This window comes from Duganella sp. Dugasp78 (assembly GCF_059491455.1).
In genome coordinates, this window is record NZ_CP168506.1 from 4,475,386 (window position 1) to 4,500,261 (window position 24,876).

At 67.0% G+C, this 24,876-nt stretch carries 15 protein-coding genes; 10 read left to right on the plus strand and 5 right to left on the minus strand.

Features of this window, described 5'->3' with window-relative positions:
* Positions 1 to 74: 74 nt before the first annotated feature.
* The gene (locus ACEN9O_RS19935) at positions 75 to 719 is read left to right on the plus strand and encodes a GntR family transcriptional regulator (protein WP_495613551.1); all 645 of its coding nucleotides are present in this window, start codon (positions 75 to 77) and stop codon (positions 717 to 719) included.
* 11 nt (positions 720 to 730) lie between these two features.
* On the opposite strand, the gene ACEN9O_RS19940 is transcribed toward ACEN9O_RS19935, so the two are convergent.
* The 3 genes from ACEN9O_RS19940 to ACEN9O_RS19950 all read right to left on the minus strand — a co-directional run bounded on the left by ACEN9O_RS19940 (position 731) and on the right by ACEN9O_RS19950 (position 5,379).
* Positions 731 to 1,630, minus strand: coding sequence for a hypothetical protein (locus ACEN9O_RS19940; RefSeq protein WP_495613552.1), 900 nt, complete (start codon positions 1,628 to 1,630; stop codon positions 731 to 733).
* Positions 1,631 to 1,632: 2 nt separating this feature from the next.
* Complete coding sequence (locus ACEN9O_RS19945) at positions 1,633 to 4,311, minus strand: TonB-dependent receptor (protein WP_495613553.1); 2,679 nt, start codon at positions 4,309 to 4,311, stop codon at positions 1,633 to 1,635.
* 120 nt (positions 4,312 to 4,431) lie between these two features.
* Positions 4,432 to 5,379 carry an AraC family transcriptional regulator gene (locus ACEN9O_RS19950; RefSeq protein WP_495613554.1) on the minus strand — a complete coding sequence of 316 codons (948 nt, stop codon included), beginning with the start codon at positions 5,377 to 5,379 and terminating at the stop codon, positions 4,432 to 4,434.
* A 168-nt stretch (positions 5,380 to 5,547) separates the two neighbouring features.
* On the opposite strand from ACEN9O_RS19950, the gene ACEN9O_RS19955 reads away from it, so the two are divergent.
* From ACEN9O_RS19955 to ACEN9O_RS19965, 3 genes are all read left to right on the plus strand, one after another.
* The gene (locus tag ACEN9O_RS19955) at positions 5,548 to 7,815 is read left to right on the plus strand and encodes a glycoside hydrolase family 3 C-terminal domain-containing protein (protein ID WP_495613555.1); all 2,268 of its coding nucleotides are present in this window, start codon (positions 5,548 to 5,550) and stop codon (positions 7,813 to 7,815) included.
* 193 nt (positions 7,816 to 8,008) lie between these two features.
* Positions 8,009 to 10,480: a cellulose binding domain-containing protein gene (locus ACEN9O_RS19960; RefSeq protein WP_495613556.1), complete on the plus strand. Its 2,472-nt coding sequence runs from the start codon at positions 8,009 to 8,011 to the stop codon at positions 10,478 to 10,480.
* Positions 10,481 to 10,492: 12 nt separating this feature from the next.
* Entirely contained in the window at positions 10,493 to 11,059 is a 567-nt protein-coding gene (locus tag ACEN9O_RS19965) for a PEP-CTERM sorting domain-containing protein (protein ID WP_495613557.1), read from the plus strand.
* A gap of 103 nt (positions 11,060 to 11,162) precedes the next feature.
* Here ACEN9O_RS19965 and ACEN9O_RS19970 read toward each other — a convergent pair whose 3' ends face one another.
* Positions 11,163 to 12,836, minus strand: coding sequence for a sodium:solute symporter family transporter (locus ACEN9O_RS19970; protein ID WP_495613558.1), 1,674 nt, complete (start codon positions 12,834 to 12,836; stop codon positions 11,163 to 11,165).
* A gap of 316 nt (positions 12,837 to 13,152) precedes the next feature.
* On the opposite strand from ACEN9O_RS19970, the gene ACEN9O_RS19975 reads away from it, so the two are divergent.
* The 3 genes from ACEN9O_RS19975 to ACEN9O_RS19985 are packed head-to-tail and all read left to right on the plus strand — an operon-like array spanning position 13,153 to position 17,616.
* The gene (locus tag ACEN9O_RS19975; RefSeq protein WP_495613559.1) at positions 13,153 to 15,159 is read left to right on the plus strand and encodes a TonB-dependent receptor plug domain-containing protein; all 2,007 of its coding nucleotides are present in this window, start codon (positions 13,153 to 13,155) and stop codon (positions 15,157 to 15,159) included.
* A gap of 1 nt (position 15,160) precedes the next feature.
* On the plus strand, positions 15,161 to 15,715 hold the full coding sequence (locus ACEN9O_RS19980; protein WP_495613560.1) for a YfiR family protein: 555 nt from the start codon (positions 15,161 to 15,163) through the stop codon (positions 15,713 to 15,715).
* Positions 15,712 to 17,616, plus strand: coding sequence for a putative bifunctional diguanylate cyclase/phosphodiesterase (locus ACEN9O_RS19985; RefSeq protein WP_495613561.1), 1,905 nt, complete (start codon positions 15,712 to 15,714; stop codon positions 17,614 to 17,616). Before ACEN9O_RS19980 ends, ACEN9O_RS19985 begins: the two co-directional genes overlap by 4 nt.
* Before the next feature lie 54 nt (positions 17,617 to 17,670).
* On the opposite strand, the gene ACEN9O_RS19990 is transcribed toward ACEN9O_RS19985, so the two are convergent.
* The gene (locus ACEN9O_RS19990) at positions 17,671 to 18,951 is read right to left on the minus strand and encodes an ABC transporter substrate-binding protein (protein WP_495613562.1); all 1,281 of its coding nucleotides are present in this window, start codon (positions 18,949 to 18,951) and stop codon (positions 17,671 to 17,673) included.
* Positions 18,952 to 19,195: 244 nt separating this feature from the next.
* On the opposite strand from ACEN9O_RS19990, the gene ACEN9O_RS19995 reads away from it, so the two are divergent.
* The 3 genes from ACEN9O_RS19995 to ACEN9O_RS20005 all read left to right on the plus strand — a co-directional run bounded on the left by ACEN9O_RS19995 (position 19,196) and on the right by ACEN9O_RS20005 (position 24,867).
* A complete protein-coding gene (locus tag ACEN9O_RS19995; RefSeq protein ID WP_495613563.1) occupies positions 19,196 to 22,492 on the plus strand; it encodes an EAL domain-containing protein in 3,297 nt (1,098 codons plus the stop codon).
* A 76-nt stretch (positions 22,493 to 22,568) separates the two neighbouring features.
* Positions 22,569 to 23,792: a sensor histidine kinase gene (locus tag ACEN9O_RS20000; protein ID WP_495613564.1), complete on the plus strand. Its 1,224-nt coding sequence runs from the start codon at positions 22,569 to 22,571 to the stop codon at positions 23,790 to 23,792.
* A 52-nt stretch (positions 23,793 to 23,844) separates the two neighbouring features.
* Positions 23,845 to 24,867, plus strand: a complete 1,023-nt coding sequence (locus tag ACEN9O_RS20005; protein ID WP_495613565.1) for an ABC transporter substrate-binding protein — start codon at positions 23,845 to 23,847, stop codon at positions 24,865 to 24,867.
* Positions 24,868 to 24,876: the final 9 nt, after the last annotated feature.

The window sequence follows — 24,876 nt, forward strand, 5'->3', positions numbered from 1 at the left end:
ACGGCCGGATTTTTTTCGCCATCCGAATCAGTGTGCGTATAATTCGTATACTTTATTCGAATGGTTGCTGGAGCATGAGCCTTGTAATCCGAACACTCTCCGAACAAATCTTCACGCTGGTTCGTGAACGCATCATCGCCGGCCGGATTCCGCCGGACGTCGCCATCCGGCAGGATGCGCTGGCGGCCGAACTGGGCGTGAGTAAAATCCCGCTGCGGGAGGCATTGGCGCGGCTCGAACAGGAAAGCCTGCTGGTGTCCCATGCCAATCGCGGCTATTTCGTGCGGCCCTTGAGCGCGGACGAGGCGGAAGAGGTCTACGCGCTGCGCCTGAAGCTGGAGCCCGATGCGGTCGCGGAGGCGTCCAAGCTCGCCACGCCGGAGGACAAGGCTGCGGCCAGGCGCGCGCTGGATGCGCTCGATGAGGCGATGATCTCGAACAAGGATCAGGTGGGCGGCCGCAACCGCGACTTTCATATGTCGCTGGTGCGGCCGCTGGGCCGTCCGCTGACCATCCAGATGATCGAGCGCCTGAACATCATCTCCGAACGCTATGCCCGCAAGCACCTGGAGCCCGCAGGGCGCGAGGACCGGGCGCACAAGGAGCATCTGGCCATGCTTAAACTGTGGTCGCAGGGGAAGGCCAACGTGGTCGCGGCCATGATGCATGACCATATCGCGTCGACGCTGGAGGACCTGCGGCGGGAGTTCAAGCACTGACCCGGCGGGTCTCAGGAGTAGCAGTCGTCCCTGGCTTTCCCCGAGGTGTCCAGCGACACGTGCGCGCTGTCCATGCGGGCCGGGTGCATATAGAACACGTCGGCCGCTATATGGTGATTGGTGCCGTAGACTTCGGACAGGATGGCGTATAGCTCCTGGTCGTGGGCCTGCAAGTGCTGGTCGTTGACGATCGTCAGCGTGTCCGTGATGTAGGCCTTGTTGGAGTTGAACCAGAACTGCGTGCCCTCGGCCCAGTATTCCTCCAGGGTGTTGGCCATGTAGGCGCCTTGCCACAGACGCTTTTCCTTGGCCTTTGCATAAGCGGTTTCAAGGCGGGCGATGAGCTGCGGATCGGTGGTGCGCAGGGCGCCCATGATGTTGTGCGAGAACTCGTGCACCAGGATGTTCTCGCCGTAGTAGCGCGTCTTCGGCACACCCATGATGTTCTCGGCGGCGCCCGTGGTGTACAGCCCGCCCATGCCGCGCGACCGCGCGTCCCAATACTGGCGGTCCGTCTGCAGGCCGATCGTCTTCGCATAGTCCCGCACTTCGCACTTGGTCAGCCTGGGGTCGTCGATGGCGGGCTTTTTCCAGTCTCGCTGTTCCGGTATGTCAGTGGTGTTTTCCGTGATCGCCATGACGCCGACGCGGGCGCCCTGGCGCACCAGCTCGTCGCGCACGTCGTGGCGGTACGACAGCATCGCGATCACGATGTCGCGCGCGGCCAGCATCGCCGCCTCGGGAACCTGGCGCGAGCCGATGATGGGGATGCCCTGGGCGTCGGCATATTGTGCGTAGAAGGGATCGAGTCCGAAACGCGATGGCGGCGCCTTGATCAGGTCCACATGCGCGCAGGCCGCGCAGGCCAGGGCGGCGAGCGCCCCGGATGCTTTGAACAGGTAGTTTTTCATAATCAGAATTTGTGGGTCAATCGAATATAGAAGGCGCGGCCGATCGGATCGGCGAAACGAGGATCGTAGCCGGTTTGCGGATTGGCGTTCTGGTTGGAGAACGACGGGTCGCTGTTCAGCAGATTCTTGACGCCGGCGGTGACAGTCGTGTTCTTGAAGCCTGTGTAGGCGCCGGACAGCGTCCACAGCGAATAGGCGGAGACGTCGCGCTGATACTGCGCGGCCACCGCGTTCTGGTCGGTGTAGCCCGACGTATAGCGTTGCGACAGCGTCGCGCTCCACGGGCCGTTCATCCAGCGCAGGGCGAGATTGTGTTTCCAGCGCGTGGCGCCGTTGTACACGCCGATGCTTTCGAACGGCGCGACGTCCGGTGTCAGCTGCCACATATTGCTGGTGACGTAGGTGCCGTTAAACCAGGTGTCGAAGCTGCCTACCGATGTCTGCGGGAAGCGGTATTGCAGCGTCACGTCGACCCCGCTTCCCTTGCGGATGCCCAGATTGGCCAGCGAGGACAGGTTGACGTAGTCGAGCGCGGTGCCGCTGGCGTTGTAGTGGAAGCGGTCGCGGTATTTGTCGGGATCGGCGAACAGCTCGGCCTCGGTCAGCGCGGCGCCGATGCCGTCGGTCACCTTGATGTGCCAGTAGTCGAGCGAGGCGGTCAGGTCCTTCAGCGGCTCGAGCACCACCCCGAACGAATACGAGCGCGACTTCTCGGGGTGCAGTTCGGGGTTGCCGCCGCTCTTGCCCGGCTGGATGGAGTGGCATGCGGTGAGCGGATTGACGCCGGTCTTGGCCACGCCGCCGGGACACAGCACCGGGTCGTCGTAGGCGCCCACGGTGTAGGTGTCGTATACCGGCGAGTGCATTTCATACAAGGTCGGCGCGCGGAAGCCGGTGTTGGCCGAGGCGCGGAACATGGCCTGCTTCACCGGCTGGTAGCGGAGGCCGATCTTCGGATTGACGGTGCTGCCGGCATCGCTGTACCGGTCCGAACGGGCGGCGAACTGCAGTTCCAGCGTCTTGTGGAGCGGGGCGACCAGTTCGGCGTACACGGCCGAGAGCTTGCGCGAGGCATCCTGGTCCTTCACGCCGAACAGCGCGGTGGCGCGATAGATGGCCGCCTGGTCGACCACCGCGTGGTTGACGGTATAGCTTGAATTTTCGCTGCGATGCTCGGCGCCGACCGCCAGCGCCAGGGCGCCGCCGGGCAGTGCCATCAGGTCGCGCGTCGCGCGCACGTCGATGCCGGCGTTCTTCGCCTTGGCGGTCAGGGCGTTGCCGATCAATAGCGCGTCGTGCAGGTAGGCCACGCCCTGGGCGTCCTGCGCGGCGAAGGGATTGAGCGTGCCGGCTGCGATGCCGGGCTGGATCAGCGCGTCCTTCACATAGCCGCCGGTGAAATCCTGCGTGACCCGCGTTTGCGCGTAGCTGGCGCCGCCCGTCAGGTCCCAGCCGAAGGCCGAGCCTTCCAGGTTGAGCACCACACGGTCGGACAGGCCGAGGTTTTTCGACGTCCGCGGCCCCGCCTCCAGCGGACGCCAGTTGATGGTCAGGTCTTCGCCGGTGAGGCCGCCGACGGCGGGCGTGCCGCCGACGCCTCCCGGATACCAGCGGTTATCCGCGCGCATCGTCAGGCCGGTCAGTGGTGGCGGCGCGATGCGGCTGATGTTCTCGCTCTCGGAATGCAGGTAGTCGAGCGTGGCCAGGCCGTAGGCGCCGAAGCGCAGCGCGCCCTTGGCGTAGGCGGTGGTCTGGCGGGTTTCTGGCACGTCGTCCACCAGACGCGCGTAATCCTGGCGGCAGGTGCCCATGTCGGTGGTGCCGTTGCCCGCTTGCGGCACCGTGTCCGGCGCCAGGCAGCCGCTCGCGTAGCGCGGGTTGCCGGTGATGCCCCTGGCGGAAAAGAAGTTGGCCGGGAAGGTGGTGCCGCTGGTCTTGTTGATGCCGAAGGCCGGCTGGATGCCGGTCGACGAGTAGGGCCGGTCGATCGACCGCACGCGGCGCTGTTCGTGCTGGTCGAGCACGCCGAAGACGTTGTAGCCGTCCTGTTCCAGGTCGCCGAAGCCGCCGGTGACGTTGCCGCGCTTTTCGCGGCCGCCGGTCTGCTGCGGAACGACGGCTTCGACGGTGGCCGAGACGCCGGTAAACGAGCGCTTGGTGATGAAGTTGATCACACCGGCCACGGCGTCGGTGCCGTAGATGTGGGAGGCGCCGTCGCGCAGGATTTCGACCCGGTCCAGCGCCGCGAACGGGATGGCGTACAGGTCGACGCTGCTGCCGTCGAAGGGATGGTTGGCCAGGCGGCGGCCGTTGAGCAGCACCAGCGTGCGGTCGTCGCCCAGGCCGCGCAGATTGGCCGACGATTTGCCGCCGCCGTCGAAGCCGATGCTGGTGCTGCCGACGGTGGTTTGCTGGTTGGCCGACACCGAGGACAGCACTTCCTCGATGGTGGTCATGCCCTTGCTGACGAATTCATCGGCCTTCATCACCGTGACCGGCAGTGCGGATTCGCCGGCGATGCGCTTGATGGACGAGCCGGTCACGGTGACGCGCTGGACCTCCGTCGCCTCCTTGTCCTGGCCTTCCTGCGGCTGGTTTTGTCCGCCGGCGAGCGCGGGCAGGGCGGATGTCATGGCCGCGCCGCCAAATGCGAGCAGCATGGCGAGTCGGATGCGTTTCATTTGAAGCATGTCTCTGGTCTCCCTTTTTATTGGCGCCTTATAGAAGCTGGCAGCCTGGATCTTGAGATGTCCAGGCGGAGCTTGCGCGTCAAATCCTGCGGAAGTAGCAAAAAAACGCTTTCAAACTGCAGCCGCACACACCTCGGCCGGCACTTCGCGCGCCAGCTGGCGGAAGGCCGCCGGCGCCATGCCGTAGCGGCGCGCGAAGGCGCGCGAGAAATGACTGGCGCTGGAGAAGCCGAGGTCGAGCGCGACGTCGATGATGCGGGCGTCGCTGGCGGTCAGGATTTCCCGCGCGCGCTCGATGCGCAGCTTCATCAGGTACTGGTGCGGCGGGATGCCGACCGATTTGTGGAATTCGCGCGAGAAGTGGGACTCGCTCATCGCGCAGGCGCCGGCCAGGTCGCCCACGGGGATTTCGTCGGCCAGCCGTTCGGCCATATACGTCAGTATCTTCTGCAGCCGCGAACCCGCCAGGCTGCCCGTGGCGGACGCGGCGGGCAACTGCGCGTGCTGCTGCAGCAGATAGGCCACCAGGGCCGATGTCAGGTGGTCGCGGAATTGCGGTGCCCAGGCGCCAGCCAGCGTGTCGGCGTCGAGCAGCTTCAGGGTCAGGTCCATGACCACGCGGTCCGGCGCGATCCAGTTGCTGGACAGGGTGGAAAGGCTATGGCCGCCAGTCGCGGCCATGGCGCGCACGGTCGCCGTCGGGATGAAGATATTGACGATGTCGCAGCCGCTTAAACGGCGCCAGCGCCCCGTGGCGCCCGGCATGCAGACGCGGAAGCGGTTGGCGCCGATCACGCCGCTCCAGACGCGGGCGTCGTCGGTCCACACTTCGGACTGCTGTGGTTCGAGCTGGATGGCGATGCGATAGCTGTCCGGGTGGGGCACGATGGAGCGGACCGCGGTGTCGGCGCCGTCGGCGGTCCAGCGCACGATCACCGCGCCCGACAGCGGCAACGGCCCGATCCAGGCCCGCAGTGGCTCGGTGGCCCCGCTGCGCCGGAAGCACTCCTTGAGCGTGTCGGGATGGTCCCATCCGAAGGCATTCGCGAGCTGATTCATGATTTGCCGTCATCCAGAAATCGTATACCGTATATTACCTTGGGATTATTCTGACAACAAGAAGGCGTTGCGGAATATTGTTCCGGCGCTTGGTCATTTTCGTAATTGCCCGGTCTGCGCGCTGCGGGCACAATCGCCCGCAAACAGTTCAGAAAGTGATGGAGATAAATGAAATTGAAGACAAAAATCAGCCTGCTGTCGGCTGCCGTGGTGCTTTGCTGCGGTAGCGTCGGCGCGCAAACCGGCGCCGTCGGCGAGACCGCCGCCCCCGCATCCCAGCCCTGGATGAACGCCCAACTGGGCGCGGAGGAACGCGCCCGCCTGGCGGTTGCGGCGATGACCCTGGACGAGAAGCTCAAGCTGGTCTACGGCTACCTGGGCGCCGACATGGAATCGAAGAAGACCACGCGGCCGGCGCCGTCGCACAAGCAGTCGGCCGGCTTCATCTATGGCGTGCCGCGCCTTGGCATCCCCAATCTGTGGGAAACCGACGCCGGCGTGGGCGTGGCCAGCCAGGCCGGCCCGGATGCGCGGCCGGGCACGGCGCTGCCGTCGGGCCTGAACACGGCCGCCACCTGGGACCTGAACACCGCCTATGCGGGCGGCGCCATGATTGGCGCGGAAGCGCGCGCTTATGGCTTCAACGTGCTGCTGGCCGGCGGTGTCAACCTGATGCGCGAGCCGCGCAACGGCCGCAACTTCGAATACGCGGGCGAAGATCCTCTGCTGGCCGGCAAGATCGTCGGCGCGCAGATCAAGGGCATCCAGTCGAACCGCATTGTGTCCACGCTCAAGCACTTCGCCCTGAACGACCAGGAAACCAGCCGCACCACGCTCAACGTCAAGATCGACGACCGTTCGGCCCGCATGTCGGACCTGCTGGCCTTGCAGATCGCGAACGAGGAGGGCAATCCCGGCTCGGTGATGTGCTCGTACAACCGCGTCAATGGCATCTATGCGTGCGAAAACAGCTATCTGTTGAGCGAGGTGCTGAAGAAGGACTGGGGCTTCAAGGGCTGGGTGATGTCGGACTGGGGCGCGACGCACAGCACGATCCCGGCCGCCAACGCCGGGCTGGACCAGCAATCCGGCATGCCGTTCGACCTCGCCGATTACTTCGGCCCGCCGTTGAAGGAAGCCGTGTTGAATGGCTGGGTGCCGCAGGCGCGCCTGGACGATATGGTGCGCCGCATCCTGCACGCGATGTTCGAGCATGGCGTGGTGGACCATCCGGTGGCGCCGAAGCCTGAAACGATCGACTTCACCGCGCACGCGGCCGTGTCGCGCAAGGATGCGCAGGAGGGCATGGTGCTGCTGAAAAACAGCGCCGGCACCTTGCCGCTGAGCCGTTCGGCCAAGAAAATCGCGGTGATCGGCGGTTATGCCGACCGTGGCGTGCTGGCCGGCGGCGGTTCGTCGCTGGTGTATCCGGTCGGCGGCAACGCGGCGCCGGAGTTGATGCCGAAGACCTGGCCGGGCCCGGTCATGGTGTATCCGTCGTCGCCGTTGAAAGCTATCCAGGCCCGGCTGCCGTCGGCGACGGTGGCTTACGCGGACGGCAGCGACCGCGCCGCCGCCGCCAAGCTGGCGCGCGAGAGCGATGTGGTGCTGGTGTTCGCGACCCAGTGGGCGGGCGAGGGCTTCGATATGCCGAATCTGTCGCTGACCGATAAACAGGACGAGCTGATCGCCACCGTGGCCGAGGCCAACGCCAATACCGTCGTGGTGCTGGAAACCGGCGGTCCGGTGACCATGCCGTGGCTGCCGAAAGTGTCGGCCGTGCTGGAGGCCTGGTATCCGGGCACCAGCGGCGGCGAGGCGATTGCCGGCGTGCTGGTCGGCGAGGTCAATCCGTCGGGCCGTTTGCCGGCGACCTTCCCGGCGTCGGAATCGCAATTGCCGCGTCCGGCGGTGGACGGTTACCCCGAGGCGGAACGCCGCTTCGATGTCAACTACAGCGAAGGCGCCGCGGTCGGCTACAAGTGGTTCGACCTGAAGGGCCTGACGCCGCTGTTCCCGTTCGGCCATGGCCTGTCCTACACCGAGTTCGCCTTCTCGGACCTGGCCGCCAGCGTCAAGGATGGCGTCGTGAGCGCTTCGTTCACGGTGAAGAACACCGGCAAGGTGACGGGCAAGCAGGTGGCCCAGGTCTACGTGTCGCCGCTGACCGCCCGCTGGGAAGCGCCGAAGCGTCTGGCCGGCTTCCAGAAGGTCGAGGTACAGCCGGGTGCCGGCGTGCAGGCTTCCGTGACCGTCGATCCGCGCTTGCTGGCGATGTATGACTCGGCATCGAAGACCTGGAAAGTCGCCAAGGGCGATTACAAGCTGATCCTGGCGAGCAGCGCTGCGGACGGCAAGGCCGTCAGCACCGTGGTTCACCTGGAGGCCGCCGTCTACGACGTGAACGGCAAGCCGCTGCGCAAGGCTTCCCGCTAAGCGCCGTGCGATAAAAGCACGCCATTGATGGCCATCTCGCCGGCGCCACCGTGCCGCGCGAGACTGGCCGGCCATGTTTACGACAATTTCATGTGCCGCTCCGGTAGATATCATAATTGAAGTAACGCCGTGTAATTTGCACAATGTCCCTACGCGCAGCTTGCGCGAGCATAAAAATAAGGGACAGACAATTATGAGAATAAAACCATTGTTGGCGCTGCTGGTGTCGGCGTTCGGGATGCAATCGGCCGCCATCGCGGAAAACTATCACTGGGACGTGGTGGCCATGGGGGGCGGCGGCTATGTCTCCGGTCTGGTGCCCAGCAAGACCGAGCGTGGCATCATCTACGCGCGCACCGACGTCGGCGGCGCCTACCGCTGGGACGCGGCCCATACGCGCTGGATCGCGCTGAACGACTGGGTCGGCACCGCCGACACCGGCCTGATGGGCGCCGAATCGCTGGCGGTCGACCCGCACAACGCCGCCAAGGTCTACATCATGGCGGGCACCAGCTACCTGAGCGGCGGCAAATCCGTGATATTGCGCTCCAGCGACTACGGCAAGACCTTCGCCCAGACCGAGGTCACCAGCCAGTTCCACATCCATGGCAACGGCATGGGCCGCGGCAACGGCGAGAAGCTGCAGGTTGATCCGGGCAATGGCGATGTGCTGTACGCCGGCAGCCGCGACAACGGCCTGTTCCGCAGCACCGACGCCGGCGCCAGCTGGAGCCGGCTCGACGGCCTGGACGTCACCACCACTCCCAACCAGAATGGCATCAGCTTCGTGCTGCTCGACCCCACCAGCGTGGACCAGGGCATGGCGCAGCGTATGTTCGTCGGTGTGTCGCGCTTCGACTCGGTCGGCCCCAACCTGTATTTCAGCTATGACGCCGGCCAGACCTTCGAGCCGGTCGAGGGTGGTCCCACCGGCCTGATGCCGCAGCGCGCCGTGCTGTCGCCGGACGGCATGCTGTACATCACCTACGCCAACGGCGCCGGTCCGCATGGGGCCGACGGTGAACCGATGAGTACCGGCCAAGTCTGGGAATACGACGCGGCGGGCGGCAACTGGACCAACATCACCCCGTCCGAATATGACCACCCGTACGCCGGCATCACGATCGATCCTGCCAATCCCAAGCACCTGGCGCTGTCGACCACCAACACCTATTGGAGCCAGGGCAAGAGCTACGGCGACCAGATCTTCACCACCACCGACGCCGGCCGCCACTGGACCAACGTGGTGCAGCGCGGCTTCCAGATCGACCCCATGGGCGTGCCCTACGCCGCGGACACCTCGATCCACTGGGCCGGCTCACTGGAGTTCGATCCGTTCGACACCAAGACCGTGTGGGTGAGCTCGGGCAATGGCATCTTCCGCACCACCAACATCGACGCCCAAACCGGCACCTGGGGCTTCGCGGTCAAGGGGGTGGAGGAGACCGGCGCCTACGACATCCAGAGCGTGCCCAACGGCCCGCTGGTGACGGTGATCGGCGACTATGACGGCTTCATCCAAGCCGACCCGTCGCAATACGGCGTGCGGCACTCTCCGTCCATGGGCTCGACCACCGGCCTGGCCATCGCCGCGCAGGACGGCCGCTACATGGCGCGCATCGGCAGCGCACTGTATACCAGCGGCGACGGCGGCGCCACCTGGAGCAAGGCGCCCTCGCTCAACAATTCGCGCGGCACCGTCGCGCTGTCGGCCAACGGCCTGGTGCTCCTGCACAGCCCGGAGAACTCCACCACCACCTACCGCTCGACCAACAATGGCGCCAGCTGGACGCCGGTCACTGACTTGGCCATCAACAACGCCCGCGTGGTGGCGGACCCGGTCAACGTCAACAAGTTCTACGCCTATGACACCAGCGGCAAGCTGATGGCCAGCACGGACGGCGGCGTCTCCTTCGCGCTCAAGGGCACGCTGCCGGCCAGCGGCTCGGACATGATCCGCGTCGCCCCAGGGCATGAGGGCGACATCTGGGTTTGCCTGAACAGCCGCGGCCTGACCCGCTCGACCGATGGCGGCGCGACCTTCACCAAGATCGGCACCGTCAACGAGTGCAGCGCGGTCGGCTTCGGCAAGGCGGCCCCGGACAGCAACTACCCGACCGTCTACATGTTCGGCACAGTGGGCAGCGTGAACGGCATGATGCGCTCGACCGACGCCGGCGCGACCTGGGTGCGCCTGAACGACGACGCGCACCAATACGGTGGCTCCCGCATCGTGACCGGCGACATGAACATCTACGGCCAGGTCTACTTCAGCACCAACGGCCGCGGCGTCGCCTATGGCCAGTCGACGGCGCTGGGCGAGGTGGTGGCCACGCCGGTGACGGCGGCGCCGCCGGTGCACGCCGGCCCGGCCAATGATTGCCGCTACGACGTCACGGCGTCGTGGCCGGGCGGCTACATCGCCAACATCTCGATCAAGAACAACGGCACCCAGCCCGTCAACGGCTGGACGGTGAACTGGACCTATAGCGATAACTCGGTGGTGCAGAGCCTGTGGAACGCCAACCTGACCGGCAACAGCCCGAGCTACTCGGCCTCGGACGTGGGCTGGAACGCGTACATCGCCCCCGGCGCCTCGGCCAGTTTCGGCTTCGTCGTGGCCGGCGCCGCCATCCCGACCGTCACCGGCGACGTTTGCAAATAATAAGGAAGAAACATGAAAAAGACACTGATCGCATTACTTGCCGGCGGACTGCTGCTGGCGACCCAAAGCCACGCGGGCGTGGTCACCTTCGACAACCTCGCGAAAACGCGGGCCAGCGTGCCCAATCCGTACGCCGGGTTCACCTGGGATAAGAACTGGTTTGTGTTTGACACCAGCCAGACCGGCTATGCCAACGCGGCGCACTCCGGCAACCAGTTCCTGGTCAACGGTCAGGCCAACAACCTGGGCGTCAGCAGCACCACCGCGTTCGATTTCTCGGGCGCGTGGTTCGCCACGCCGGCCACCAACGGCGGCAAGGCGACGTGGATCGATATCACCGCGTATGACGCCGCCAACAAGGTCATCGGCACCACCGATCACGTCGCCATCAGCGGCACGTACAGCTGGGTGGCGGCGAACTTCACCGGCGTCTCGCGCCTGAGCATCACGCGCGACAAGGGCGGGTTCGTGATGGATGATTTCACGCTGGCCGCCGCGGTACCGGAACCTACCAGCCTGTCGATGCTGGCACTCGGCCTGGCGGTGATCGGCGTCGCGCGCCGCCGTCGCGCTAGCTAGTTTCGCGGAAGTCCGCGAAGAACCAAAAAAAAAGCCCCGTGTGCGCATGCGACGCTCAAGATCGTCGCAAGGCCACACGGGGCTTTTTATTTCACTGCCCTTGTTACCACCAGAGGCTGTAGATTGTCGTCAGTGCGATGCCGATCACGGCCGAACCCAGCGCGAAGGCGCCGTCGACGCGGAACAGCGAGGTGTCGATGTGCATTTGCTTCGAGCTGTCGCGCTTGACGTCGGCCATCTTGCTCATCACGACCATGCCGGCCACGACCACCCAGAACACGATGAACATGCGGTCGAGGAAAGGAATCTCGAACACGCCGCTGCCGTTGTCCTTGGAGAAGCCGATCGGTGCCAGGAAGGACAGGTCCATCATGGTCGGCAGGAACTTCAGCAGGATCGAACCGGCCAGGCCGCCCAGGGTGGCGAACATGGCCGCGCCGGAGGTGGTCTTTTTCCAGAAGAAGCCCAGCAGGAACATGGCCAGGATGCCTGGCGAGACAAAGCCGGTGTATTCCTGGATGTACTGGAAGCCGCCTTTCTTGTCGATGCCCAGCATCGGCGCGATCAGCACGGCCAGCGCCATGGCCACGACCACGCTGACGCGGCCGATCCATACCATGCGTTGTTCGCTGGCTTCCTTGTTGAAGGCCTTCTTGTAGATGTCGAGCGTGAAGATGGTGGCGATGCTGTTGGCCTTGCCGGCCAGCGAAGCGACCACGGCGGCGGTCAGCGCGGCGAAGGCGATGCCTTTCAAGCCCGATGGCAGCAGGCCCAGCAGGATAGGGTAGGCGCGGTCGGGATTGACTTCGCCGCCGACCTTCATGGCGTCGCCCAGCGCGCCGGACTTGTCCAGCGCGTAAGCGGCGATACCAGGCAGCACCACGATGACCGGCATCAGCAGCTTGAGGAAGGCCGCGAACAGCAGGCCCTTGCGGGCGGTCGGCAGGTCGGCGCCCAGTGCGCGCTGGGTGATGTACTGGTTGCAGCCCCAGTAGTTCAGGTTGACGATCCACATGCCGCCCAGCAGTACCGACAGGCCCGGCAGGTCCATATAGTTCGGGTTGTCGCGCTTGAGGACCATGTCGAAGTGGCCGCGGGCGCTGTTGTACAGCTCGGAGAAGCCTTGCAGCGCGCCGTGCTTGCTGCTCAGCGCAGCCACCATGTCGAGCGCCAGCCAGGTCGTGACCAGGCCGCCGACCACCAGGCAGGTGACCTGCACCACGTCGGTGTAGCCGATCACCTTCATGCCGCCCAGGGTGATGATGGCGGCGAACACGGCCAGGAACAGCATGCATGGCAGCAGGGCGATGCCCGACAGGCTGCTGATGGCCAGCGCGCCCAGGTACAGGATCGAGGTCAGGTTGACCACCACGTACAGGCCCAGCCAGAACAGTGCCATGGTGGTGGCGACCGCCTTGCCGTAGCGCTGTTCGAGGAACTGCGGCATCGTGTAGATGCGGTTCTTGAGGTAGACCGGCATGAAGAACACGGCCACGATCACCAGCGTGGCGGCTGCCATCAGTTCATAGACGGCCACGGCCATGCCGATGCGGAAGCCGGAGCCGCTCATGCCGATGAATTGCTCGGCCGAGATGTTGGAGGCGATCAGCGAGGCGCCGATGGCCCACCAGGTCAGCGAGCCTTCGGCCAGGAAGTAGTCATGCGAGGCGAGGCCGGAACCGGCTTGCTTGCGCCGGTACACCCATAGGCCGTAGCCCGCCACCATGACGAAATAAACAAGAAAGACAGTAATGTCCAGGGTTGAAAAAGTGCTCATGCTGTGCTCACGATTAAGAGGTTGTCTCCGGGCTGGCGGCCAAGCTGCGGCCGGGGCCATTTTTCTGATGAAACTGCCAAGTTTCATCTTAGGCGATTTGCACCTATGACTTCCAATAAGACTTTTGCACTCAGCTATATTGTTTTAGGTAGGGGTAGGGGTGTCGGGGCACATGTCAAGAGAAACATCTATCGGCCGCAGGGCAGCGCTGTATTGTTGCGGAAACGCCAACGCATCATCGCCGTCGTCCCTAGCGACTGTACAAGCGGGCCTCAACCTGCGAACATGTTTTATTAGAGCAATTATCGAGCGGTATATGGCAAAGATTAAGCAACGGCGACCTGTCCCGCTTCGCATTCCCATCCTCTGCGGCATCCTCGCGCTCCAAGCGGGCGCCGCACTGGCCGACGACGGCGCGCAGGACCTGACCGCGCTGCCGCTGGAGCAGCTGATGTCGCTGGAGGTGTACAGCGCGTCGAAGTTCGTCCAGCGCGCCAGCGAGGCGCCGTCCAGCGTCACCGTGATCACGGCTGCCGACATCCGCGCCTATGGCTGGCGCACGCTGGCCGACGCGCTGCGCAGCGTGCGCGGCGTCTACGCCAGCTACGACCGCAACTATTCCTACATGGGCGCGCGCGGCTTCCTGCGGCCGGGCGACTACAACACCCGCTTCCTGTTGCAGATCGACGGCAACCGCATCAACGACGTGGTGTTCGATTCGGGGCCGATGGGCGGCGAATTCCCGCTCGACCTGGAGCTGGTCGAGCGCATCGAATACGTGCCCGGTCCCGGTTCGTCGGTGTACGGCGCCAACGCCTTTTTTGGCGTGATCAACGTCATCACGCGCCGCCCGCGCGACATGGACGGCGGCACCGCCACGCTGTCGGGCGGCCAGGACGGCGCCCGCCGCGGCCACGCCAGCCAGGCCTGGACCGACAGCTTCGGCACCGACTGGCTGCTGGCGGCCAGCCGTTACAAGACCGACGGCCGCGACCAGTTCTACGCCGCCTACGCGCAGGACGGCGTCAGCGACGGCTGGGCGCGCGGCCTCGATTATGAAAGCGGCCACCGCCTGTTCGCCAAGGCCATCCACGGCGACTACACCGCCACCCTGATCCATGCCGAGCGCGACAAGGGCGTGCCGACCGCTTCGTTCAGCCAGCGCTTCGACGATCCGCGCTCGCGCACGGTCGACACGCAGAACTACGTCGACCTGGCGTACCGCGCGACGCTGTCGCCGCAGCTCGAGTTGAACGCGCGCGCCTACTGGGGCGAATACGGCTCGCTCGGCTACTACGCCACGGACAACGACAACGCCACCCTCAACCGCGACGTCTTCGCCAGCCGCTGGTGCGGCGCGGAGCTGTCGCTGCTGGCCAACGTGGGCGAGCACAAGCTGCTGGCCGGCCTGTCCTTCGAGGACGACTATCGCCAGCGGATGCTCAACTTCGACGTCGAGCCCTATTGGCAGTACCTGAACGAAAACCACGACGGCAACCGCTACGGCCTGTACCTGCAGGACCAGGTGGCGCTGACGCCGGCGCTGCTGCTCAACGCCGGCCTGCGCTACGACCGCCACGTGTCCACCGGCGGCGTGCTCAGCCCGCGCCTGGCGCTGGTGCAGCAGTGGAACGCCGAGACCACCGTCAAGGCCCTGTACGGCAGCGCCTACCGCGCACCCAACAGCTACGAGCTGTATTACAGCGTGCCCGGCGACGGCGGCCAGTTGGGCAATCCCGCGCTGGGCCGCGAGCGCATCGGCAGCGCCGAGCTGGCGCTGGTGCGCCAGCTGCCCGGCAACCGCCGCGCGACGGTCTCGGTGTTCCGCAACGTGGTGTCGGCGCTGATCACGCAGCGCGACAATGGCGGCTTGCCGATGTTCGTCAATTCCGGCCGCGCCGTGGCGCGCGGCGTGGAACTCGAATACGAGCAAAACTGGAGCAACGCGACGCGCCTGAAGGCCAGCTACAGCTGGCAGCACACGCGCCAGGACGGCGCCGGCGGCGACGGCGGCAACGTCAACACGCCCGGGCAGCTGGCCAAACTGAACCTGACGCTGCCGCTGTACGGCAGCTGGCGCGCCGGCGCCGAGGCCCAGTACGTCGGCCGGCGCAGCATGATCCAGGGCGGCAGCACCGGCGCCTACCTGCTGGCCAACCTGAATCTGTATTCGCAGCGCCTGTCGCGCCACGCCGACCTGGCGCTGACCGCCTACAACCTGTTCGACCGCCGCTATGCCGATCCCGCTTCGGTGGAGCATCTGCAGGACGCGATCCGGCAGGACGGCCGGCGGCTGCAGTTGAAACTGACACTGGACTACTAAGATGCCGACGGTGCGCTCCCTCGCCGTGTGGTTTTCCGCCTTGCCGCTGGCCTTGCTGCTGGGCGGCTGGAGCGGTGCCGCGTGCGCTCAAAGCGCGGTGCCGGAATACCAGCTCAAGGCGGCCTTCGTGTTCAACTTCGCGGTGTTTGCCGAATGGCCGGCCGAGGCGCTGCCGGCGGCCAGCCCGCTGGTGCTGTGCGCGTACAGCGGCAACGCGCTGCTGGCGGCGCTGCAGGACCTGCGCGACAAGAACGTCAACGGCCACCGGCTGGAGGTGCGCGCGCTGGCCACCGGCGCGGCGCCGCGCAACTGCCACGTGCTGGTGCTGGACCGCCAGGACCGCGACGCCTGGCCGCAACTGCGCCACGAGCTGGCCGCCGGCGGCGCCAGCGTGCTGACCGTGGCCGACGACCGCCAGCTCGCCCGCGCCGGCGTGATGCTGGCGCTGTTCATGGACGACAAGCGCGTGGTCTTCGACGCCGACCTCGGCGCCCTGCGCGCCGCGCGCATGGTGCTGAGCTCCAAGCTGCTGCGCCTGGCCAGGAGCGTGCAATGACGCCCGCGCTGCCGGTGGCGGCGGGAGCGGGCGCGGAAGCGGCGCCGCTCGGCAGCACGGTCGCGCGCAGCATCCTGCTGGTGGCCGGCGCCGCGCTCGGCGTGGCGGCCTTGCTGCTGGTGCTGTTCCAGTACGTGGCGCTGCGCGCCGCGCTGCTCGACGACGTCCAGGTCCAGGCCCGCATCGTCGGCAGCAACAGCAGCGCCGCGCTGATGTTCGAGGACCAGCGCGCCGCCGCCGAAACGCTGGCCGGGCTGGCCCTGTCGCCGGTGGTCGAGAGCGCCGCCATCCTCGATCCGCGCAGCGTGCCGCTGGCCAGCTACCGGCGCGCCGGCGGCGCCCTGCCCACCATCAACGACGCCCTGCAGACCGGGCGCCAGGTGTTTTCCGCCGACGCGCTCGAGGTGCTCGAGCCGGTGCGCGCCAACGGCGCGGCGATCGGCAGCGTGGTGCTGCGGGCGACGCTGATGCCGCTGTACCGCCGCCTGGCCGTGTTTGCCGCCTACACGCTGGCGGTGGCGCTGGCGTCGATGGCGCTGGCCTGGCTGCTGGTGGCGCGCATGCGCGCCGCGGTGCTGGCGGCCGAGCGCCATCTGCACTACCTGGCCCACGTCGATCCGGTGACGGCGCTGCCGAACCGTAACGCCTTCAACGTGGGCCTGGACGCCAGCCTGGGCCGGGCCGACCGGCAGCACACGGCGGTCGGCCTGCTGCTGCTTGACCTGGACAACTTCAAGGTGGTCAACGACACGCTGGGCCACACCTGCGGCGACCTGCTGCTGCAGCTGGTGGCCCAGCGCCTGCGCGAGACCCTGCGCCCGCAGGACCTGATCTGCCGCGTCGGCGGCGACGAGTTCGTGGTCGTCGTCGAGGCCGACGACGCGGCCGGCGTCACGGCCGGTGTGGCCGACAAGATCCTGCGCGCGCTGGCGCCGCCGTTCTGCCTCGAGGGCCATCAGCTGCACGTGAGCACCAGCATCGGCGTGGCCACCTATCCGGCGCACGGCGATAACGCCGAGTCGCTGATGCGCGGCGCCGACACGGCGATGTACCACGCCAAGCATCTGGGCAAGAACGCCAGCCAGGTGTTCCACCACGAGATGACGCTGCGCGCGCGCAAGCGCCTGACGCTGGAGGCCCAGCTGCGGCGCGCGCTGGACAACGACGAGCTGACGCTGCACTACCAGCCGCAGATCGACACCCGCAGCGGCCGCATGATCGGCTTCGAGGTGCTGGCGCGCTGGACCTGTCCGGAGCTGGGGCCGGTCAGCCCGGCCGAGTTCATCCCGGTGGCCGAGGACAGCGGCGTGATCGTGCCGCTGGGCCGCTGGGTGCTGCAGACCGCCTGCCGCCAGGCCGCGCAATGGCAGCGCGAGGGCCTGCTCGAGGGCATCGCCCACATGGCCGTCAACCTGTCGGCGCATCAGACCCGCGACAAGGACCTGATGGACGAGATCGAGGCCCTGCTGGCCGAGACCGGGCTGCCGGCCCACCTGCTGGAGCTGGAGCTGACCGAGAGCGCGATGATGGAAAACGTCGAGGCCAACCTGGCGCTGATGCAGCGCATCCAGGCGGCCGGCATCCACCTGTCGATCGACGATTTCGGCACCGGCTATTCGTCGATGGCCTACCTGAAGCGCTTCCCGATCGACCAGCTCAAGATCGACCGCAGCTTCGTCAGCGACGTGCCGGGCGACGGCGCGGCGATCGCCATCGCCATCATCGCGCTGGCGCACAGCCTGGGCCTGTCGGTGGTGGCGGAGGGCGTGGAGAACGCGCAGCAGGTGGAGTTCCTGCGCCAGGCCAACTGCGACCTGATGCAGGGCTATTATTTTTCCCGGCCGGTGCCGGCGTCCGAGCTGGAAGCGATGCTGCGGCAGCTGCGGACGGCGGCGCACTGAGCTGCGCTGCCTGGGGCCGTGCCCGGCCAGCCAGCCGGGCGGCCGCTGCCGCGCCTAGGGGCGGCGCGCCGGCGCCCGGAGCTGCCGGCGCGAGCGCTCGATGTAGCGCACCACCTGCTCGGTGTCATGGGGCGGCTTGAGGAACCGGCGCAGTCCGTCATAGGTGGGCGCGACCAGTTCCGCCCTGGCGTCGCGGTCGAAGAAGAAGGTCAGGCCGGCGGCGCGCGCCAGGATCTCGTTGGTGGCGTCGCCCAGCAGGGTGGGCGGCGCGTCGGGGTCGGCCTGGGCCGAAAAGGTCTGGTCGGCGTCGGCGATCCGGCGCAGCGCGCCGCTCTCCGCGAGGAAGGCCAGGAAGCGATCGCGGGCGCGCGGGTTGACGCCGCGCGCCGGCAGGACCAGCACATCGAGCGGCGCTTCCTCGTACGCGGGCAGGCCGGGCGTGTAGCTGGGGAAGGCGAAGAAGCCCATGTCGGCCGCCAGCGCCGCCGGAAACTTGGCGGCGGCAAAGCTCGCCATCAGCACCATGCCCACCTGATCGTGGTACAGGTAGGGCGGCACGCGGTCCGCTTCCTGCTCCATCGTCGCCGCCAGGAAGTAGCCCTTGCGCAGCAAATCGCCCCAGACGTCGAACACCTGGCGCACCTGCGCGTCGCCGAAGCTGACCTCGCCGCGCAGCAGCTTGCGGTGGAAGTCGATGCCGTTGATGCGCAGGTTGAGATAGTCGAACCAGGCGGCGGCCGGCCAGCCGCTGCGGGCGCCCACGGCCAGCGGCGTCACGCCCGCCGCCTGCAGGCGTTCGCAGGTCTGCAGGAACTCGCTCCAGTTGAGCGGCGGCCGCAGGCCGAGCCGCTCGAACAGCGACTTGCGGTACAAGAAGCCCCAGACATAGTGGTACAGCGGAAAGCCATAGACCTCGCCACCGACGCGCGTGCCATCGATGGCGGCGGCGGAGAATTTCTTTTTCTTCAGCAGCGCGACCAGCTCGCCACCGAGGGGGGACAGTAACTTGCCCCGGGCGGCGTCGCCCAGGCGTTCGCCCGCGTACCAGAAGGCCAGGTCGGCGCGGCTGGTGCTCAGGCGCGCGGTGAAATCCCGCTTGTATTGCTCCTGCGGGTAGCCGCGGGCTTCGACCTGGATGTCGGGATAGGCGGCGGTAAACTGGTCGATGATGCCCAGCAGCGCGCTGCGCTGCGGACTGTTGGACACCACGTAGTCGATCACCAGGTGTTCGGCGGCGGCGCACCCGGCCGACAGGCCGAGGCCGGCACATAGCAGGCCGGCCGCCAGCCAGCGATGGATACGGAAGGCGGAGCTCATCGGGGTCTTATGCATCATGCAAGTTTGTGGGGGAATATACAGCATGTCAATCCGGGAACGCGGCGGCGGCGCGCGCAAGCCGCGTCTGCCTCAATTTCATTCTCTCGCTTGACGGTTTTCGCAATCGGGGTGGGCGCCAACGGCCGCCTCCCATCTGCGCGCGCGGCAACATGGCCCGGCGTCAATATGGCGCGCTGCGCATCGTTTGCATCTGTTAAGATGAACTCACGATGTACTGCCGCGCCATGCCGCCTGTCTGCCCATGCAAATTGATCCACGTTCACCCGCCATCACGGAACAGCCGATAGCGCCGGCTGTCGTTGTCCGACAGCGTGTCAACGGTGACGCCATCGATCCGCAAACCTGCTTCGACCACTGTCCGTATTTTGTCTTCACGGTCGGGCTGGACGGCAGGGTGTCGGCCATGAATCTGTACTGCCGCCAGCAGCTGGGTGCTTACAAGCTGGGCGAGCCGGCGGCGCGCCTGTACACCGGCTGGGCGGCCACACTGTTGCAGGACGCCGCGCTGGCGGCCGCGCGCGCGAGCGGCTACTGGCATGGCGAACTGGAATTGCTGGGCGCCGATGGCAGCTTCCATCCGGTAACCCAGACGATCGAGTTGCAACCTGCAACGGAGCAGCGGCCGGCGCGCTTCCTGTGCATGGCCTACGACCTCAACGATTACGACGTGTATGAATCGCTGCTGCGCTTCAAGCGCCTGTTCGAGCACCATCCGCAGCCGATGTGGATCTACGATCTGCAGACGCTGCGCTTCCTGATGGTCAACGCCGCCGCCGTGACGCACTACGGCTACACGGAGGCGCAGTTCCTGCAGATGACGATCAAGGACATCCGCCCGCCCGACCAGCTGGCGGCGCTGGAGCGCAACCTGGCCGCGGCGCCGCTGCGGGGCGCCGAGCTGGCCGGCGGCTGGACCCACGTCAGGGCGGACGGCAGCCGCATCGAGGTGAGGATTTCCTCGCATTCGCTGATCATCGCCGGCCACCAGGCGCGCTTCGTGATGGCGCACGACGTCACCGAGCAGTTGCGCATGGAGGCCGAGCTGTACGCCTCGCGCGAGCTCAAGCAGCTGGTGATCGACCACATCCCGCACCAGATCTTCTGGAAGGACCTGGACGGCCGCTACTGCGGCTGCAACACCGTGTTTGCGGCCGCCGCCGGCCTGCGCGCGATCGAGGAGGTGGTGGGCAAGACCGACGACGATTTCCCCTGGCGCCACAACGCCGACGCCATCCGCGCCGACGACCGCGCCATCGTTGCCACCGGGCGGGCCCGCTTCAACGACGAGGACCAGCTGGTGCGCCAGGACGGCCGCCTGCACTGGTACCTGATCAACAAGCTGCCGTTCCACGACCAGCACGGCAACATCATCGGCGTGCTGGGCACGATCGAGGACATCACCGACCGCAAGCAGGCCGAGCAGACCCTGCAGCTGCGCGGCCGCGCGCTCGAGGCCAGCGACAACGCGGTGGTGATCACCGCCCACGGCCCCGGCGGCGACCTGGTCGACTACACCAATCCGGCCTTCACGCGGCTGTTCGGCTATGCCGAGGCCGAGGCGGCGGGGCGCCGGCTGGACCGCCTGCTGGAGCAGGAAAGCGGCGAGCGCGAGGCCCTGCGCGAGGCCCTGAGCGGCGTGCACGAGGTGACGATGATGCTGCACATCGTCCATCGCGACGGCCACCTGCTGTGGGTGCGGCTGCATGTGGCGCCGGTGCCGGCGCCGGCCGGCCCGCCCAGCCACCACGTGTGCGTGCTGACCGACATGACCGAGTCGATCAACTACCAGGTGCAGCTGGAGCACCAGGCCAACCACGATCCGCTCACCGGCCTGCCGAACCGGGCGCTGTTCGGCGACCGCCTGGCGCAGGCCATCAGCTACGCCGAGCGCTACGGCCATCACCTGTGGGTGGTGTTCATCGACCTGGACAATTTCAAGCTGGTCAACGACTGCATGGGCCACCAGGCCGGCGACGAGCTGCTGTGCGCGGTCGGCATCCGCCTGCGCGCCTGCCTGGCCGACAGCGACACCGTGGCCCGCCTGGGCGGCGACGAGTTCCTGCTGCTGCTGTCGGACTCGCCGGAGTCCCCGGCCTCGGCCGTGTTGCAGCAGGTGCAGGAGACGGTGGCCGCGCCGCTCACCATCGCCGGCCAGGTCCTGACCGTCACCTGCAGCATCGGCGCCAGCGTCTACCCGCTGGACGGCGGCGAGCCGCAGCAGCTGCTCAAGCACGCCGACATCGCCATGTACCGCGCCAAGGAGGGCGGCCGCAACCAGCTGCAGTTCTACGAGGCGGCCATGCACAGCCGCATCACCGAGCGCGCCATGATCGAGGCCGAGCTGCGGCACGCGCTGGCGCGCGACGAGCTCAGCCTGCACTACCAGCCCAAGGTCGACCTGCGCAGCGGCGCCGTGGTCGGCATGGAGGCGCTGCTGCGCTGGCGCCATCCGACCCTGGGCATGGTGTCGCCGGCGCGCTTCATCGGCGTGGCCGAGGAGACCGGCCTGATCGTGGCGATCGGGCGCTGGGTGATGCGCACCGCCTGTTTCCAGAACATGCAGTGGCAGCAGGCCGGCCTGACGCCGCTGCGGGTGGCGGTCAATGTGTCGGCGCGCCAGTTCCGCGATCCGGCGCTGAGCCGCGAGGTGCAGGCCGCGCTGTCCGACAGCGGGCTCGACGCGCGTTACCTGGAGCTGGAGCTGACCGAGAGCCTGGTGATGCACAACGTCGAGGGCGCGGTGGCGGTGGTGCGCGGCCTCAAGCAGATGGGCATCGCGCTGTCGATCGACGACTTCGGCACCGGCTACTCCAGCCTGGCCTACCTGAAGCTGTTCCCGGTCGACTTCCTGAAGATCGACCAGTCCTTCGTGCGCGAGATGCTGACCGAGCCCAAGGTGGCGGCCATCGTGCGCTCGGTCATCGCGCTGGGCCAGAGCCTGGGCTTCAAGGTCATCGCCGAGGGCGTCGAGACCGAGGCCCAGCTGGCCTATCTGCGGCGCCACCAGTGCGACGAAATGCAGGGCTATCTGTTCAGCAAGCCCCTGCCGGCGCCGGACTTCGGCGAGCTGTTGCGCACCGAGCGCGCGCTGGCCCTGCCGGTCGAGGAAACGCCCGGCCAGCAACCCACGCTGTTGCTGCTGGACGACGAACCCAGCATCCGCTCCGCGCTGGCGCGCCTGCTGCGTCCGGACGGCTACCGCATCCTGAGCGCCAACACCGCCGAGGAGGCTTTCGATCTGCTTGCCAGCCGCCAGGTGCAGGTGGTGATCAGCGACCAGCGCATGCCCGGCATGAACGGCACCGAGTTCCTCAGCCGTGTGAAGCAGATGTACCCGTCGACGATACGCATCATCCTGTCGGGCTACACCGAGCTCGACGCGGTGCTCAACGCCATCAACCGCGGTGAGATCTACCGCTTCTACACCAAGCCATGGGACGACCTGGCGATGCGTGAAAACATCCGCGACGCCTTCCGCTACCAGAAGATGATGTTCGGCCGGCCGCCGCGGGCGGACGGGACGGAGGTCGACAGCTAGGAGATAGAATTGGTGAGATTTCCGCGCGGTAAAGTAGGCATAATTGCCTCAGCCATCAACGGTTCCAGGAGGCACCATGTCTGAGCTTGTCCCGCGTTCGCGTATCATGGTCGTGGACGATCAGGCTGCCCATCTGAAGGCGCTGTGCGACATCCTGGGGCAACACGACTTCGACGCCGTCGGCTTCGCCACCGGCGAACTGGCGCTGGCCCACCTGCGCGACCACGCCTTCGACCTGCTGCTGACCGACATGATCATGCCCGGCATGAACGGCCTGGTCCTGATCGAGGCGGCCAGGGCGCTCGACCCCGGCATCGCCTGCATCATCATGACCGGCGAGGGCACGGTCGATACCGCCGTCAAGGCCATGAAGATCGGCGCGGTGGACTACATCATCAAGCCGTTCAAGGCCGCGACCCTGCTGCCGGTGCTGGCGCGCGCGCTGGACTCGCGCCGGCTGCGCACCCAGAACCTGCGGCTGGAGGCGGCCCTGCGCGACCGCGTCGAGGAGCTGGGCCGGGTCAACCTGTTCCTCGAGACCGCCCGCAAGGAGGCCGAGCGCACCAACCGCGAGAAGTCGGCCTTCCTGTCGAACATGAGCCACGAGCTGCGCACGCCGCTCAACAGCATCCTGGGCTTCGCGCAGATCCTGGCCAGCGACAAATTCCCCAAGGCCGAGGGCGAACGCCAGCGCTTCTGCCACAACATCGTCTCGTCCGGGCGCCACCTGCTGCAGCTGGTCAACGAGATGCTGGACCTGTCCAAGATCGAGGCCGGCAAGGTGTCGCTGATGCTGGGCGCGGTGTTGCTTGACGAGGTGCTGCGCGAGGTGCAGGCCATCGTCGCGCCGCTGGCCGAGAAGCGCCTGATCGCCCTGGTCATGCCGGCCGACTGCACGCTCGAGCTGTGCGTGGACCGCATGCGGCTCAAGCAGATCCTGGTGAACCTGCTGTCCAACGCGATCAAGTACAACCATGTGCACGGCAGCGTCACGGTCAGCTGCGGGCTCTCGCGCAGCGGCTACGGCTGGGTCGCGGTCAGCGACAGCGGCATCGGCCTCAGCCCCGAGCAGCTGCAGGCGATCTTCGTGCCCTTCGGCCGCGCCGGACGCGACGAGAGCAACGAGGAGGGCACGGGCCTGGGCCTGACCATCAGCAAGCGCCTGGTCGAGGCCATGCGCGGCACCATCAGCGTGGAAAGCACGCCCGGCGAGGGCAGCACCTTCCGCATCGAGCTGCCGCTGCAGGGCGCGGCGGCCGCGATGCCGGGCGCGCGCGTGCCGAGCCAGCAGGCCAATTGAACGCCGTGGCCGCGCCCTCCACAGAAAAAAGCAGGCTTAGCCGGGAGACCGTATGAAGCGTTTGCACCTCGCCGCCCGCTGGCTGCCGGTCCTGGTCGTGACGGTGGTGCTGGCCGGCGTTGTCACGTGGCTGGCATGGCGGCCGGTGGCCGCGCCGGCGCCGCCGCCGAGCGCGCTGGTGATCGCCACCAACACCGACTACGTGGGGGCCTGCCCGGTGATGGCGGCCCAGGCCGAGGGCTATTTCGCCGCGCACCGGCTGGCGGTCACGCTGCAACCCTACACCAACGGCCGCCAGGCGCTGGAGGCGGTCACCTCCAACCGCGCCGACCTGGCCACGGTGGCCGACATCCCCATCATGTTTTTCGCCATGGAGGGCACGCCCATCCAGGTGATCAGCACCATCTTCCGCACCGGGCGCGACCATGGACTGGTGGCGCGGCGCGATCGCGGCATCGCCCGCCCGGCCGACCTCAAGGGCAAACGCATCGGCGTCACGCTGGGCACCTCGGGTCACTTCACGCTGGAGGTGTTCCTCAACCGCCAGCGGCTCGACACCCACGACGTGCAGCTGGTGAACTATCCGCCCGACGGCCTGCAGCAGGCCATCACCGACGGCAAGGTGGACGCCGTCAGCGGCTGGGATCCCTTCCTGGGCGCGGCCGAGGAAAGCCTGGGCGCCAACGCCATCCGCTTCGCCGGGGCCGACGTCTACGAGAGCATCTACAACATGGTGACGCTGTCGCGCTACATCGGGCAGCACCCGCAGACCGTGCTGCGGCTGCTGCAGGCGCTGGAGCAGGGCGAGCGCTTCTGCCGCGAGCATCCGGCCGCCGGCGTGGCCTTCTTCCCCAAGCTCTCGGCCAGCGGCGCCAGCGCCATGCTGGCAGCCTGGCCGGCCCACCATTTCGGCCTGGAGCTGGACCAGAGCCTGCTGCTGGTGCTGGAGGACCAGTCGCGCTGGGCCATCAAGGGCGGGCTGACGACGGCCCGCGAAGTGCCCAACTTCCTCGACTACATCTACCTCGACGGGCTCAAGTCGGTGAGCCCGAACGAGGTGACGATCATCTACTAGGGGCCCCCG

What these genes read in the sequence shown, in the direction of transcription:
- ACEN9O_RS19950 (WP_495613554.1), bottom strand. Translation starts at nt 5,379, where the DNA reads ATGAATCAGCTCGCGAATGCCTTCGGATGGGACCATCCCGACACGCTC.
- ACEN9O_RS19980 (WP_495613560.1), top strand. Translation starts at nt 15,161, where the DNA reads ATGCCGACGGTGCGCTCCCTCGCCGTGTGGTTTTCCGCCTTGCCGCTG.
- ACEN9O_RS20005 (WP_495613565.1), top strand. Translation starts at nt 23,845, where the DNA reads ATGAAGCGTTTGCACCTCGCCGCCCGCTGGCTGCCGGTCCTGGTCGTG.
- ACEN9O_RS19985 (WP_495613561.1), top strand. Translation starts at nt 15,712, where the DNA reads ATGACGCCCGCGCTGCCGGTGGCGGCGGGAGCGGGCGCGGAAGCGGCG.
- ACEN9O_RS20000 (WP_495613564.1), top strand. Translation starts at nt 22,569, where the DNA reads ATGTCTGAGCTTGTCCCGCGTTCGCGTATCATGGTCGTGGACGATCAG.
- ACEN9O_RS19960 (WP_495613556.1), top strand. Translation starts at nt 8,009, where the DNA reads ATGAGAATAAAACCATTGTTGGCGCTGCTGGTGTCGGCGTTCGGGATG.
- ACEN9O_RS19965 (WP_495613557.1), top strand. Translation starts at nt 10,493, where the DNA reads ATGAAAAAGACACTGATCGCATTACTTGCCGGCGGACTGCTGCTGGCG.
- ACEN9O_RS19975 (WP_495613559.1), top strand. Translation starts at nt 13,153, where the DNA reads ATGGCAAAGATTAAGCAACGGCGACCTGTCCCGCTTCGCATTCCCATC.
- ACEN9O_RS19935 (WP_495613551.1), top strand. Translation starts at nt 75, where the DNA reads ATGAGCCTTGTAATCCGAACACTCTCCGAACAAATCTTCACGCTGGTT.
- ACEN9O_RS19970 (WP_495613558.1), bottom strand. Translation starts at nt 12,836, where the DNA reads ATGAGCACTTTTTCAACCCTGGACATTACTGTCTTTCTTGTTTATTTC.
- ACEN9O_RS19945 (WP_495613553.1), bottom strand. Translation starts at nt 4,311, where the DNA reads ATGAAACGCATCCGACTCGCCATGCTGCTCGCATTTGGCGGCGCGGCC.
- ACEN9O_RS19990 (WP_495613562.1), bottom strand. Translation starts at nt 18,951, where the DNA reads ATGATGCATAAGACCCCGATGAGCTCCGCCTTCCGTATCCATCGCTGG.
- ACEN9O_RS19955 (WP_495613555.1), top strand. Translation starts at nt 5,548, where the DNA reads ATGAAATTGAAGACAAAAATCAGCCTGCTGTCGGCTGCCGTGGTGCTT.
- ACEN9O_RS19940 (WP_495613552.1), bottom strand. Translation starts at nt 1,630, where the DNA reads ATGAAAAACTACCTGTTCAAAGCATCCGGGGCGCTCGCCGCCCTGGCC.
- ACEN9O_RS19995 (WP_495613563.1), top strand. Translation starts at nt 19,196, where the DNA reads ATGCAAATTGATCCACGTTCACCCGCCATCACGGAACAGCCGATAGCG.